General features: G+C 69.7%; 15 protein-coding genes. 6 read left to right on the top strand and 9 right to left on the bottom strand.

What is annotated here, in order from left to right:
* Position 1: 1 nt before the first annotated feature.
* The 8 genes from ACYVGD_RS12955 to mshD form a co-directional block, all read right to left on the bottom strand.
* Complete coding sequence (locus ACYVGD_RS12955) at positions 2-958, bottom strand: DUF2510 domain-containing protein (RefSeq protein ID WP_460744178.1); 957 nt, start codon at positions 956-958, stop codon at positions 2-4.
* 260 nt (positions 959-1218) lie between these two features.
* On the bottom strand, positions 1219-1995 hold the full coding sequence (pstB, locus tag ACYVGD_RS12950; RefSeq protein WP_460744176.1) for a phosphate ABC transporter ATP-binding protein PstB: 777 nt from the start codon (positions 1993-1995) through the stop codon (positions 1219-1221).
* 13 nt (positions 1996-2008) lie between these two features.
* Positions 2009-2908: a phosphate ABC transporter permease PstA gene (gene pstA / locus ACYVGD_RS12945; protein ID WP_460744249.1), complete on the bottom strand. Its 900-nt coding sequence runs from the start codon at positions 2906-2908 to the stop codon at positions 2009-2011.
* Positions 2909-2925: 17 nt separating this feature from the next.
* Positions 2926-4086, bottom strand: coding sequence for a phosphate ABC transporter permease subunit PstC (gene pstC / locus ACYVGD_RS12940; RefSeq protein WP_460744174.1), 1161 nt, complete (start codon positions 4084-4086; stop codon positions 2926-2928).
* A 92-nt stretch (positions 4087-4178) separates the two neighbouring features.
* Positions 4179-5306, bottom strand: coding sequence for a phosphate ABC transporter substrate-binding protein PstS (pstS, locus tag ACYVGD_RS12935; RefSeq protein WP_460744248.1), 1128 nt, complete (start codon positions 5304-5306; stop codon positions 4179-4181).
* Between the two features lie 167 nt (positions 5307-5473).
* Positions 5474-6355 (bottom strand): NUDIX hydrolase, encoded by an 882-nt coding sequence (locus tag ACYVGD_RS12930; protein WP_460744172.1) that lies wholly within the window; start codon positions 6353-6355, stop codon positions 5474-5476.
* Between the two features lies 1 nt (position 6356).
* Positions 6357-8459 carry an RNA degradosome polyphosphate kinase gene (locus ACYVGD_RS12925; RefSeq protein ID WP_460744170.1) on the bottom strand — a complete coding sequence of 701 codons (2103 nt, stop codon included), beginning with the start codon at positions 8457-8459 and terminating at the stop codon, positions 6357-6359.
* On the bottom strand, positions 8419-9393 hold the full coding sequence (mshD, locus tag ACYVGD_RS12920) for a mycothiol synthase (RefSeq protein WP_460744168.1): 975 nt from the start codon (positions 9391-9393) through the stop codon (positions 8419-8421). Before mshD ends, ACYVGD_RS12925 begins: the two co-directional genes overlap by 41 nt.
* 67 nt (positions 9394-9460) lie before the next feature.
* On the opposite strand from mshD, the gene ACYVGD_RS12915 reads away from it, so the two are divergent.
* Positions 9461-10060: a hypothetical protein gene (locus ACYVGD_RS12915; RefSeq protein WP_460744166.1), complete on the top strand. Its 600-nt coding sequence runs from the start codon at positions 9461-9463 to the stop codon at positions 10058-10060.
* Positions 10061-10063: 3 nt separating this feature from the next.
* Here the strand turns inward: ACYVGD_RS12915 and ACYVGD_RS12910 are convergent, their stop codons facing one another.
* A complete protein-coding gene (locus tag ACYVGD_RS12910; RefSeq protein ID WP_460744164.1) occupies positions 10064-10705 on the bottom strand; it encodes a response regulator transcription factor in 642 nt (213 codons plus the stop codon).
* A 64-nt stretch (positions 10706-10769) separates the two neighbouring features.
* Here ACYVGD_RS12910 and ACYVGD_RS12905 point away from each other — a divergent pair, with 64 nt between their 5' ends.
* Genes ACYVGD_RS12905 through ygfZ form a run of 5 tightly spaced genes read left to right on the top strand, consistent with a single transcriptional unit; the run spans position 10770 to position 13217 of the window.
* A complete protein-coding gene (locus ACYVGD_RS12905; protein ID WP_460744162.1) occupies positions 10770-11021 on the top strand; it encodes a ubiquitin family protein in 252 nt (83 codons plus the stop codon).
* 27 nt (positions 11022-11048) lie between these two features.
* Complete coding sequence (dtd, locus tag ACYVGD_RS12900) at positions 11049-11480, top strand: D-aminoacyl-tRNA deacylase (protein WP_460744160.1); 432 nt, start codon at positions 11049-11051, stop codon at positions 11478-11480.
* A 58-nt stretch (positions 11481-11538) separates the two neighbouring features.
* A complete protein-coding gene (locus ACYVGD_RS12895) occupies positions 11539-11727 on the top strand; it encodes a hypothetical protein (RefSeq protein ID WP_460744158.1) in 189 nt (62 codons plus the stop codon).
* Between the two features lie 2 nt (positions 11728-11729).
* On the top strand, positions 11730-12257 hold the full coding sequence (locus ACYVGD_RS12890) for a heme-binding beta-barrel domain-containing protein (protein WP_460744156.1): 528 nt from the start codon (positions 11730-11732) through the stop codon (positions 12255-12257).
* Entirely contained in the window at positions 12258-13217 is a 960-nt protein-coding gene (ygfZ, locus tag ACYVGD_RS12885; RefSeq protein WP_460744154.1) for a CAF17-like 4Fe-4S cluster assembly/insertion protein YgfZ, read from the top strand.
* Positions 13218-13253 lie beyond the last annotated feature (36 nt).

Raw genomic sequence — 13253 nt, 5'->3', positions numbered from 1 at the left:
CTCAGCCCTCGACCCGCAGATCGGACATGGCCTGGCGGGCGGGGGCCTCCCACTGGCGGGCCGTGTCGGGGATCGACGCGTAGTAGAGGCTTGCCTCGCCCTCCCCGGTGGCGACGATGAGGACGACGAGGAGCTCGCCCTTGGTGTTCAGCCCCGGCACGTCGAACGAGAGGTGGGACTCGATCAGCCACGCGTCGCGCCCCTGCACCTTCTCGGCACGGTTCACGGTGTCGTTGCGGTCGACCTTGGAGTTGCCGTAGAACGCGCCCACCACGCACTTCACGACGATCTCGGCACCCTGCTTGGGCTCGTAGAAGCCGTCCCCGGCCACGAGCTCGGCCACGAGCACCGACGCGACCCAGGAATCCCAGTCGTAGCGCGGGTCGGTGTTGCGCTCGACGTTCACCGACTGGGTGGCGACCTCGCGCCCGAAGGGTACGCGGGAGTCCGGCGACGGCGCGCTCCACGGCGGCGGCAGCAGCGGGTAGGACAGCTTGCCGCCGAACACGCGGCCGTCGCGAGAGGTGCCCTTGCCGGGCGCCGTCGGCGCTGCCGTGATGCGCGGGCAGACGTCACGCTGGCCGACGACCCCGGGGGTGGTCTTCTTGCCGCCGGCGATCGTCCCCATGCCGCCGCGGACAGCCAGCGCGAGCACGACGACGAGGACGACGGCCGCAGCGATGCCGGCGACCCACCACAGGCGCCGTCCACCACCGCCGCCAGCACCCGGTGGCATGCCGGCAGCCCGCCCCGGCGGGACGGCCCCGGGCTGCAGGCGCGGCCCCGTCTGGGTCGTGGGCGTGAGCGGGCGCGTCGGGTCGAACCCACCGCCGCCTGCGGGCGTGGGAGGCGTGCCGCCGGGCGACGGCGAGACGTTCGGCGACCACCTCGAGCCGTCCCAGTAGCGGAACATGCCCTTGTGGCCGCCCGGATCTGGGTACCAACCGGGTTCGCTCACGCGGACAGTGTAGGTTGCCGAACCCTGTCCGGTCGGTCAGGGGGAACCCCGAGGTGACCCTGGGTGTGGAAAGACCAGTACGCGCTCGGGCACCGGCTCGAAGTCGGGCACCGGCTCGAAGTCGGGCACCGGCTCGAAGTCGGGCACCGGCTCGAAGGCGGGCACCACGTCGAAGAAGCGCTGACCGCGCCACCCGCGACGACGAGGAGCGCCCCCCACCGCGAGCGGTGGGGGGCGCTCCTGAGGCGAACGAGGGACGATCAGCCGAACTTGCCGGTGATGTAGTCCTCGGTGGCCTTCTGCTCGGGGTTCGAGAAGATCTTCTCGGTCGGGCCGATCTCCACCAGCTGGCCGGGCTTTCCTGTCGCAGCGAGGTTGAAGAACGCCGTCTGGTCGGACACACGCGAGGCCTGCTGCATGTTGTGGGTCACGATGACGACGGTGAACTTCTCCTTGAGTTCCTGGATGAGGTCCTCGATGGCGAGCGTCGAGATCGGGTCCAGGGCCGAGCACGGCTCGTCCATGAGCAGGACCTGCGGCTCCACCGCGATGGCGCGGGCGATGCACAGACGCTGCTGCTGGCCACCCGACAAACCGATGCCGGCCTTGTCGAGGCGGTCCTTGACCTCTTCCCAGAGGTTGGCGCCCTTGAGGGCGCGCTCGACGGTCTCGTCGAGGACCTTCTTGTCCTTCACGCCGTTGAGCTTCAAACCCGAGATGACGTTGTCGTAGATCGACATCGACGGGAACGGGTTCGGGCGCTGGAACACCATGCCGACGAGGCGGCGGACAGCCACCGGGTCGACGCCCGGGCCGTACAGGTCGACGCCGTCGATCTTGACCGAGCCCTCGCAGTAGGCGCCGGGGATGACCTCGTGCATGCGGTTGAGCGTGCGGAGCACGGTGGACTTGCCGCAGCCCGACGGGCCGATGAAGGCAGTCACGGTGCGCGGCTGGACCGTCAACGAGACCGAGTCGACGGCGTGGAACTTGCCGTAGTAGATGTTCAGGTTCTCTACATCGATGCGCTTTGCCATGTCTACGAAGTCCTTATTTGTTCTTGACCTTGCCGACATTGGCAAGGAACCGGGCGAGAATGTTCAGGCCCATGACGATGATGATCAGCGTGAGAGCGGCACCCCAGACGCGGGCGTAGCCCGGCATCTGCTCGGCCTGGGCGCGTCCGTCGTTGATCATCGTCGGAAGCGTACCCATGACGCTGCTGTTCGGGTCGGTGTTCATGCCCTGGGCGTAGCCCACGAGGATGAGCAGCGGGGCGGTCTCACCCATGACGCGGGCCAGACCAAGGATCACGCCGGTCGCGATGCCGGAGAAGGCCGTGGGGATGACCACACGCATGATGGTCTTCCACTTCGGCACGCCCAGGGCGTACGAGGCCTCGCGGAGGCTGTCCGGCACGAGCTTCAGCATCTCCTCGGTCGAGCGGAGAACGACCGGGAGCATGAGGAGCACGAGCGCCATCGCGGCAGCCAGCGCCGAGCGGCCCTGACCCAGGATGGTGATGAACAGGGCGTACACGAAGAGCGCGGCGACGATCGACGGGATGCCCGACAGGATGTCGACCATGAACGAGACGACGCGGGCCATCTTGGTGCCTCGCGCGTACTCGATGAGAAAGATCGCGCCGAGCATGGCGATCGGCACTGCCACGACCGCGCAGATCAGCCCGATCTCGAGGGTGCCGATGATCGCGTGGAGCGCACCGCCACCCGCACGGCGGAACGTGATGCCCGTCAGATCTTTGGTCCACCAGTCGGCGTTCAGGATGACCGGGAGGCCCAGGCCGATGACCGAGAAGAGGATCCAGACCAGCGGGATGAGCGCGGCCACGCCGCAGGCGTACACGAAGACCGTGGTCAGCGTGTTCTTGACGGTGCGTGCGCCCGAGGGACGCTTGAGCTGGACGCGCGACTCGCCCGCCGGCTCCATGGTGGTGGTTGCGGTGCTCACGACTTCACCTTTCCGCTGTCGGCGATCATGCGGGCGGTCGCGTTCACCACGAAGGTGACGATGAACAGGACCAGGCCCGCGGCGATGTACGCGCCCGTCTTCGACGGCGTGTCGAACTCGGGGGCGTTGTTGGCGATCTTCGAGGCGAAGGTCTCACCGCCGGCGAACAGCGACGGGTTGAACTTCGAGCCCGCCGCCTCCTGGGCGAGGATGATCATCACGGCGACCGTCTCGCCGAGCGCGCGGCCGAGGCCGAGCATCGAGGCGGAGATGACGCCGGAGCGGCCGTACGGGAAGACGGCGGTCTTGATGACCTCCCACTTGGTGGCGCCCAGGGCGAGCGCGGCCTCGATGTGGTCGCGCGGGGTCTGGGCGAACACGTCGCGGGACATAGACGTCACGATCGGCAGGATCATGATGGCCAGCACGACCGAGGCCACGAACGCGGTGCCGGTCGACGACAGACCCTCGCCGAGCAGGGGGAACCAGCCGAACGTGTGCTGGAGCCAGATCGTCATCGGGTTGAGGAAGGGGGCGAGCACCTTGATGCCCCACAGGCCGAAGATGATCGAAGGGACGGCGGCGAGGAGCTCGATGACGAAGCCGAACGGGCTCGCGAGGCGCTTCGGCAGGAACATCGTGATGAGCAGCGCGCAGCCGACCGCGATCGGCACGGCGATGATCATCGCGACGACCGACGTGAGGACCGTGGTCCACAACAGGCCGGCGATGCCGAACGCGAGGCGCTCGCCGCCGACGTTCCACTCACGCGAGGTGAGGAAGTTGGCGTCGTTCTGGGCGAGGCTCGGGGCGGCCATCATCACGAGGAAGATGCCCACGAAGGCGACGACCGAGACGATGATGATCGCCGCGGCCCACGACAGGCCCAGGAAGACCTTGTCGCCGGCCTTGCCGACCTTGGCGAGCTGGACCTTGCCGGTGGCCGGCTCGTCGGTGACGGGGGACGGGTCGGCGTTGGCCTGGGCCCGGGACTGGACTTGGGGGACCGGGGGTGCCACGGCAGGATCGGCGCCATCCTTGCCCGCGACGGCGACGGGGGACATCGTCGGGTCGTCGGGCACCGGCTGGCCGAAGGCGTTGCGTGCACCCTCCGGCTGGTCCTTCAGCGGCTGGCCGAAGTCATCGGTGTTGGACATGTTTCTCCCTGATAAGGGTGCGGCCTTCCCGCTGGAGAGCGGGAAGGCCAACCACTGTCTGCAGTCTTTGTGTGAAGCTCAGAGAGCCGAGGTCACTGGATGGCCTTGACGGCTTCCTGGACCTTCTTCTGGAGGTCGGCGGGAAGCGGCGCGTAGCCGATCTCCTCGAGCGCCTTCTGCTGCTCGGTGGAGGACATGTAGGTCAGGTAGTCCTTCACCAGGGCGGTCTTCTCGGCGGGCAGGCCCTTCGAGCAGACGATCTCGTAGGTGACAAGGTTGATCGGGTAGGCGCCGGCACCGGTGCCCGCGTACTTCAACTCGAGCTTGAGGTCGTGGTCCTGGCCCGCGATCTTCGATTCGGCGATGGCCTTCGACACGTTCGCGCCGTTCAGCTCGACGGGGCCCGCGCCGTTGTCGATCTGGGCCATCTTGAGCTGGTTGTCCTTGGCGTAGGAGAGCTCCATGTAGGAGATGGAGTTCTTCGTGGCCTTGACACCCTCGGCGACGCCGGAGGACTTCTGCTTGCCCTCGCCCTTGCCCTTCCAGGACTTCGAGACCTTGTCCTTGGCCCAACCGGCGTCGCCGGCGGCCTTGTTGAGGTAGTTGGTCACGTTCTCGGTGGTGCCCGACTCGTCGGAGCGGAAGAAGACCGTGATGTTGGCGTCGGGCAGCGTGGCGCCGTTGTTGATCTGCTGGATCTCGGGGGCGTTCCACTTGGTGATGGTGCCATCGAAGATCTTCGCGAGGACCTGCGGGGTCAGCACGAGCTTCTCGACGCCGTCGACGTTGTAGGCGATGGCGACGGGGCCGACGACCATCGGGAGGTTCCAGGCCGGGTTGCCCTCGCAGCGCTCCTTGGCCTTGTCGGCCTCGACGATGCCGTCCTTCTCGGTGGTCTTCAGCGCCGAGTCGGAACCGGCGAAGTCGACGAGCTTGTTGTAGAAGGCCTTGATGCCGGCGCCCGAACCGGTCGGGTTGTATTCGACGGTGGCCTTGCCCTTGCACTCCTCGCCGTAGGCGGCCGAGGTCTCGTCGATGGCGTTCTTCTGAGCCGACGAACCCTCGGCCGACAGCTTGCCGGTGGGGCAGGCGTAGGCGCTGGCAGCCTCAGACTTGCCACCGGTGGTGTCGCCGCCGGTGGTGTTGCCGCCGCTGTTGCAGGCGGTCAGAGCGAGCGTGCCAGCGGCGGCCAGGGTGGCCAGCTTGGCGAACTGGTTCATCGTCACGATTCATCCTTCGTGGGTCGAGTGTGTGCTCCCCCGTGGAGCTCTTGTCAGAACCTCAGGGGGTCCTGCACTCGCGAAACTAGGCAGGTCACGTGACGGGGTGAGTCCGAAGAGGTGAACAGGAGGTGAACTATCCATTCGTTGATCGCCAATCGTTACCTTCAGGTGACCGTGCGGATGCGCTCCACGCTGTGAATCTCGTAGTCGGCCCCAACATTGATGATCGCAGACTCGCCCGTGCGGAACGGCTCGTCGGGCAGCCCGAGCCCCTCCAGCATGTGCGGCAGCACCGGCCGGTGGCCACACACGACCGTCGCGATCCCCGTGTCGGCACAGCTGCGGGCCAGAGCCTCCATGAAGCGGCCCACACCCGACCGGTCGTCGACGCCGCGCTCCTCGCTCAGGATGGTCGCCCGCTCGATCGGCAGGTGACGCTGCGTCGCGTACGGCAGCACCGTCGCCACGCACCGGTTCGAGCTCGACGACGTGATCCTCATCACCCCGAACGCCGTGAGCACCTTCGCGACCTCGCGCGCCTGGTGACGGCCGCGATGGGTGATCGGCCGCGCCGAGTCACGGTGGGCCCACCGCTTGCGCTCCATCGCCTTGCCGTGGCGAGTGATGACCAGCGGGGTCGTGGCCGGTGCGGCCACAGCCTGGGCGACCAGCTCGGCGTCACCGGGATAGGTCAACGACGCCGCCGCCGAGGCCACCTTGATCCAGCGCACCCGGTCGACCTCCAGATCGGGGGCGTGGCCCACCGTCGCCATCACCGATGCACGCCAGTAGTGGACCCGCTTCGGCTGGCCGCGCACCTCGTACTGCGTCGTGCCCAGCGGGAGGTCGAGCGCCACGACCGTGCCGGTCTCCTCGGCCACCTCCCGCACCGCGGCAACCGGCGGCAGCTCCCCGGCCTCGAGCTTGCCCTTGGGCAAGGACCAGTCGTCGTACTTCGGGCGGTGCACCGCCAGGAACTCGCGCTCGGCGCCCTCACCGCGCACGACGACGGCCCCCGCGGCCTGGAGCTTCTCCCGCCTGGACACGTTACTGAGCGCCCTCCCGCGACCGGCGGCGACTCGTCGCCGCGATGAGGTGTTCCTGCAGGTCGCGCAGCGGGTTGCCCTCCGCGTCGGTCGTGTGCGCCTCCCAGCCCTCGGGTGTCAGGTGCCACGACACGGTGCCCTCGTCGAACGCCAGGTCGAACAGGTGCTCGATCTGGGCGATGTGGGCCTTGTTCGTGATCGACACCAGCACCTCGACACGACGGTCGAGGTTGCGGTGCATCATGTCGGCCGAGCCCAGCCCGACCGTCGGCCGGCCGTCGTTGGCGAACCAGAACAGGCGCGAGTGCTCCAGGAAGCGGCCGAGGATCGAGCGTACGCGCATGTTCTCGCTCAGCCCGGGTACGCCCGGCTTCGCGGTGCAGATGCCGCGCACCCACAGGTCGACCGGCACACCCGCGTTGGACGCCCGGTACAAGGCGTCCAGCACGGCCTCGTCGACGATGGAGTTGACCTTGATGCGGATGCCCGCCGGCCGCCCGGCCTCCGCGTTGGCGATCTCGTTCTCGATGCGCGCGATCAGCCCCTTGCGGATCGAGTGCGGGGCCACGAGCAGGCGACGGTAATTCATCTCCTGGGTCATGCCCGACAGGTGGTTGAACACCCGGGCCACGTCCTCGGTGATGATCGGGTTCGTGGTCAGCAGGCCCATGTCCTCGTACATGCGGGCCGTCTTCGGGTTGTAGTTGCCCGTGCCGATGTGGGCATAGCGGCGCAGGCCCTCCGGCTCGTCGCGCACCACGAGCGACAGCTTGCAGTGGGTCTTCAGCCCGACCATGCCGTAGACCACGTGCACGCCCGACTTCTCGAGCATGCGCGCCCACGCGATGTTGGCCTGCTCGTCGAACCGCGCCTTGATCTCGACGACCGCCAGCACCTGCTTGCCGGCCTGCGCGGCCTCGATCAGGGCGTCGATGATGGGGGAGTCGCCCGACGTGCGATAGAGCGTCTGCTTGATCGCCAGCACGTGGGGATCGGCCGCGGCCTGCTCGATGAACCGCTGCACCGACGTCGCGAACGAGTCGTACGGGTGCTGCAGCAGCACGTCGCGCTTGCGCATCTGGGTGAACACGTCGACCGGCGCCGCCGTTTCGACCTCGGCCAGATGGGGGTGGGTCTGGGGCAGGAACTTCGGGTAGGACAGGTCGTCGCGGTCGACCGACGCCAGCGAGAACAGCCCCGTCAGGTCGAGCGGACCCGCCATCCGGAAGACCTCGCGCTCGTCGACGTCCAGCTCGGAGACGAGCAGCTCGAGCATCCGGTCGTCCATGTCGTCCTCGACCTCGAGACGCACCGGCGGGCGGCCCACCTTGCGGCGCAGCAGCTCCTTCTCGAGCGCCATCAGCAGGTTCTCGGCGTCGTCCTCCTCGACCTCCACGTCCTCGTTGCGGGTCACGCGGAACACGTGGTGCTGCAGCACCTGCATGCCGGAGAACAGCTGGTCGAGGTGGTGGGCGATGACGTCCTCGAGCGGCACGAAACGGCCATCGCCGAGCTCGAGGAACCGCGGCAGGATGTTCGGCACCTTCACCCGCGCGAACTGGCGCGCGCCCGTCGTCGGGTTCTTCAGCAGCACCGCCAGGTTCAGCGACAGGCCGGAGATGTATGGGAACGGGTGGCTCGGGTCGACCGCCAGCGGCGTCAGGACCGGGAAGATGCGCTCGGCGAAGAGCTGGCGCAGCCGGTCCTTCTCGGGCGCGCGGAGCTCGTCCCAGCGCAGGATCTCGATGCCTTCCGCAGCCAGGGCCGGGCGTACGTCGTCGGCGAAGACGCGGCGCTGCTGGTCGACCAGCTCACGCGTACGCTGCAGGATCAGCTCGTGGAGGTCGCGCGGCATGTGCCCCGAGACACCCGGCACGGCCACCCCCGCGGCGATGCGGCGCTTCAGGCCGGCCACACGGACCATGAAGAACTCGTCGAGGTTCGACGAGAAGATCGCGAGGAACTTCGCCCTCTCGAGCAGGGGGACGCGCTGGGCGTCCATCGCCTGCTCCAGCACGCGCTGGTTGAACGCGAGCCAGGAGAGCTCCCGGTCACCGAAACGGTCATCGGGGAGGTCTCCGGCGGGCGGATAGTACTTCGTCACGTGCTCTCCTGCTCCAGAGGACGTCTCGGTGCGCGATGGCAAATCTAGCGGAGAGGTACAGACCGACGACGCGCGTCTGGTCACCCTCGACGTACAGGATGACGCGGCGCACGCCCCGGTCGCGCAGATGGGCCAGGCCCGCGTGCAGCAGCTGGCGGCCCAGACCCCCGCCGGCGTGGTCGGGGTCGACGCCGATCACGTAGACCTCGCCGGTGTCGGCGTCGTGGATCTTGGTCCAGTGGAAGCCGACGAGCTGGTCGCGACCCTGATCGTCGGGGCGCGTCGCCACGAGGAACCCCGCCGGGTCGAACCACGGCTCGGCCATCCGGGCGCGCAGGTCAGCCTCGGCCACCATGCCCTGCTCCGGGTGGTGGGCGAACGCACGCGCGTTGACGCGCAACCACGGCTGGACGTCGTCCTCGGTGAACGTCCGCAGCGTCACGTCGGGCGGGAAGTGGGCTTCGGGGATCTCCTCGACGTCCCGCTCCATGATCAGCAGCTCGCGCACCGGCGCGTACGCCAGGGCCTCCGCCGTCGCCCGGCCCGCGGGCAGGTCGCCGAACGACCAGAGCTTCAGCACCAGGCCGCGGTCGCGGCGGCTCGCGCCCTCGGGTGAGCGCGGGTCGAAGCCCAGCGCGCCCAGCATCGCCGACGCGACACCCCGGCGACGGTGGTCGGGATGGACGACGAGCTGGCCCGTCGTGTCGTCGGTCGCCGAGTCGAGGTGCAGGTAGCCGACGAGCACTCCGCCCCGTTCGGCGAGCTGGTGGGCGATGCCGTCGCGGGCCTTGCCGACGATGTCGAGCCAGGCCTGCTCGTTGACGGGGCGTACGCCGTCGGCGCGCTCGGCGGCGGCGACGAGGTCGGCGACACGGGCCAGGTCGTCGGCGTCCAGCGTTGCGAGGGTGCGGGTGGTGACGGGCTGGGTGGACATGGGGCAACGGTAGTCTGGGCGGCGTCCGCACCCCGGCGGGGGGCGCGGCGATCCGGCGAGGAGGGACATGGGGCGCGAGGACTACGCGGTCAGCGAGGTCGGCACGTTCGGGGTTCCCGCACAGCCCGCTGTCGCCGAACGCATGCGGCCGCGACTGCTGCGTACGCGGGCCGGGCTCGCTCTTGCCGTGGTCTCGGCCGCCTCCGCGCTCGGGGCGCTCATGACGTTCCCCGTGTTCGACCCGGCGACCGGCTGGTTGCCCTGGCTCCTGTTCACCGCCACCGCGCTCATGGTCGCGATCTGCGCCTTTCAGGCATGGGTGTGGAACGAGGCCATGGCCGAGTGGGAGGGGCGTCGTGACGTCAACCTCGCGCCTTACACGATGCCGTCCTGGTATGCCCATCTCGGGTCGTTCGCGGTGGTCGCGGCAGGCCTCGTCGGGGCCCTCGGTGTCATGCGTGACGCCGGCACGACTGCCGCGGTGTTCTGGTGGGCGCTCGCCGCGCTCGTGACGCTCGTCGCCGCCCAGGTCCTCGGCGGCATCGAATACTTCCGCGTGGCCGGTGCGCCGGGCACGCTGCCCGCCCACTTCCGCCGGCTCCACGCCCGCCAGAACCCCCAGCTCGTCGTCGAGCCGCCCGCCGACGACGCGCCCACCGAGGAGTGAGCGTCAGCCGAAGCGGTAGCCCACGTTCCTGACGGTCGAGATCAGGCCGTCCGACTCGCCGAGCTTGGCCCTCAGCCGACGCACGTGGACGTCGACCGTACGCGTACCGCCGTAGTAGTCGTAGCCCCACACGTCGGACAGGAGCTGTTCGCGGGAGAACACGCGGCCCGGATGGGCCACGAAGTAGCGCAGCAGCTCGAACTCGGTGTAGGTCAGATCGAGCACCCGACCGTCGACCTTCGCCGCGTACGCCGCCTCGTCGATCTCCACGCCGCCGCTGGCCAGCGGCGCCGGCGCGTCCTCCGACGAGCCGGCCGCCAGGCGGATGCGGGCGTCCACCTCGGCCGGGCCCGCGTGGGCGAGGACGAAGTCGTGGGCCCAGTCGCGCGACAGCGCCGGCAGGCCCGCATCGGTCACGACCAGGACCACCGGGACGGTGATCCCCGCCGCCGTCATGGTGCGGCGCAGGTCGCGAGCCCCCACCAGGTCGGTGCGTGCGTCCAGCAGGACGACGTCGGGCTCGGCGTCGACGAGGCTCGAGGCCTGCGTCTGTGCGGCGCGCACGGTGTGTCCCAGCAGCGCCAGGCTTGGCAGCACGGCCGCTGCCTGCGCGGGCGCGGGGGTCAGCAGCAGGACGTCGGCCATCACCACCCCTCCCTCACCACTCGACCCGGGCCACCCCGACAACCACCGAGGCTAGGATCGGCACATGCCTGATGTGTCGATCCGTTACTGGGCCGGGGCCGCCGCGGCCGCCGGTGTCGACGACGAAACTATCGCGGCCGACACCATCGGCGGGGCGTTGGCCGCTGCGCGGACAGCCCACGAGGGCCGGCTCGACAACGTGCTGGCGGTGGCCACATTCCTCGTCGACGGGCGCGCGGTGCGCGGCGACGCCCTCGACGAGCCGTTGGACGGCCCCGTCGCCATCGAGGTGCTCCCGCCGTTCGCGGGCGGCTGAGCGGCCGGCACGTCCTAGGGTGGCGCCATGCGAGTCGTGGTCCAACGTGCCAGTGAAGCCAGCGTCACCGTCGACGGCGAAGTCGTCGGCTCCCTCCCGTCGCCGGGACTCCTCGTGCTCGTCGGCGTGACCCACACCGACACCCCCGAGGTCGCCGCACGGCTCGCCGCCAAGGTGTGGCAGCAGCGCATCCTCGCCGACGAGCGCTCCGCCTCCGACATCGACGCGCCCCTGCTCGTGGTCAGCCAGTTCACCCTGTACGCCGACACGCGCAAGGGCCGCCGCCCCTCCTGGAGCGCGGCTGCACCCGGGCCCGTCAGCGAGCCGCTCGTCGACGCGTTCCTCGCCGCACTCCGGGAGCTCGGCGCCCATGTCGAGACCGGCCGCTTCGGGGCAGACATGAAGGTCGCGCTCGTCAACGACGGGCCCGTGACGATCGTGATGGACGTCGACGCCTGAGCGTGGCGCGAGCGGTTCACGGCGCCGCCCGCTGTGGCGGGGCGACTAAGGTGGGCGCGTGATCATGCTCACCTCGCCGCAGACCTGGACCCTGGTCCTCGTCGTGGCCGCCGCGCTCGCGGGCATCGTCGCCCTCGCGGCCTGCGTACGCGAGGTCGTGCGTGCCGGCCGCACGCCCGTGGCGCTTGAGGCCGGGCGCGAGACCGATCCCACCAACGAACGGCCGCTGGCCGGGAACCAGGACTGACGATGGCTGACAGCAACCTCGACTACACCTTCCCCGAGGGGCTCCACCCGTCCCTGCAGGGGCTCGGCTGGCTCGTCGGCCACTGGGAGGGCTTCGGCCAGACCCAGTGGCCCGGCGAGACCGACCAGCGGGTGCTCGAGCAGGTCGACTTCTCCCACAACGGCGAGCCCTACCTCCACTACCTGCTGCAGACCTTCGTCGACGACGACGGCAGGCCCGGCGCACCGGTCCACATGGAGTCCGGGTTCTTCGTGCCCGGCGAGGGCAACGAGGTGATGTGCGTCGTCACCAACCCCGCCGGTGTCGCCCAGAAGTGGCACGGCACCGTCACCGGCCTCCAGTCCGCGCCCGGCGGCGAGCTCGCCACCCGCATCGAGATGACGACCGACGCCGTCGTCTCGGCCGGCACCCACACCGCCGGCCACCGCCTCTACGGCTACGTCCAGGGCAAGCTGATGTTCGCGTACGACCGGGCCGATCAGTCGGTCCCGCTGGGACCGTGGCTGACCGGCGAGCTGGAGCGCCGCTGAATGACTGCCGTACGCCTCGAGGAAGGTCCCGACGCCGGCGCCGTCGCCCACCTGGGCAGTCTGGCGGCCGAGCAGCGCCTGCTGGAGTCTGGCGAGGGGTATGTCGATCTGGGTCACCGCGACGTGCTGTCGATCAGCGGCCCCGACCGGCTCACCTGGCTCCACTCGCTGACCACCCAGCATCTTGAGGGCCTGCAGCCCGGTGAGGGGACGACCGCGTACGTCCTGTCGCCGCAGGGCCACATCGAGCATGTCCTGCACCTCGTCGACGACGGCGAGGTGACCTGGGCCCACACCGAGCCCGGCCACGGTCAGGACCTCGCCGACTGGCTGCAGCGCATGGTGTTCATGCGGCGTGTCGAGGTGGCGCTGCGTACGCCGCTGCTCGCCGTCGTCTGGCAACCCGGCGCTGCGCCCGAGGGCCCGCGCATCACCCGATCCGGCGCCGACTCGCTCGGCGGCCACGAGTCGTTCGTCCCGCGCGACCACCTCGACGACTTCGTCGGTGGGCTGCGTCAGGCCGGCCTGTGGGCGTACGAGGCCCTGCGCATCGCCGCCGGAGTGCCGCGCGTGTTCCTCGACACCGACCACCGCACGATCCCCAACGAGCTGGGGGTGCCCGGCGCGGCCGTGCACCTCGACAAGGGCTGCTACCGCGGCCAGGAGACCGTCGCGCGCGTCCACACCCTCGGCAAGCCGCCGCGTCGACTCACGATGCTCCACCTCGACGGCTCGGTCGATCACCTGCCGCCGGTGGGGTCACCCGTGGTCCACGGCGAGAAGGAGATCGGCGTCGTCGGCACGTCGGCGCGCCACCACGAGCTCGGCCCCATCGCCCTCGCGCTGCTCAAACGCAACGTGCCCGTCGACGCCGAGCTGGTCACCGATGGCGTCGCTGCGGCCCAGGAGGTCGTGGTCGACCCCGACGTGGGCATGCACTTCCGGGCCAGGCTGGGCTGACGCACCTCGAGCCCTCCCGCAACCCCGGAGATCCGT

Source organism: Mariniluteicoccus endophyticus (assembly GCF_054780035.1).
The sequence above is the reverse complement of the archived record's forward strand: the minus strand, read 5'-3'. Positions and strand labels throughout refer to the sequence as shown.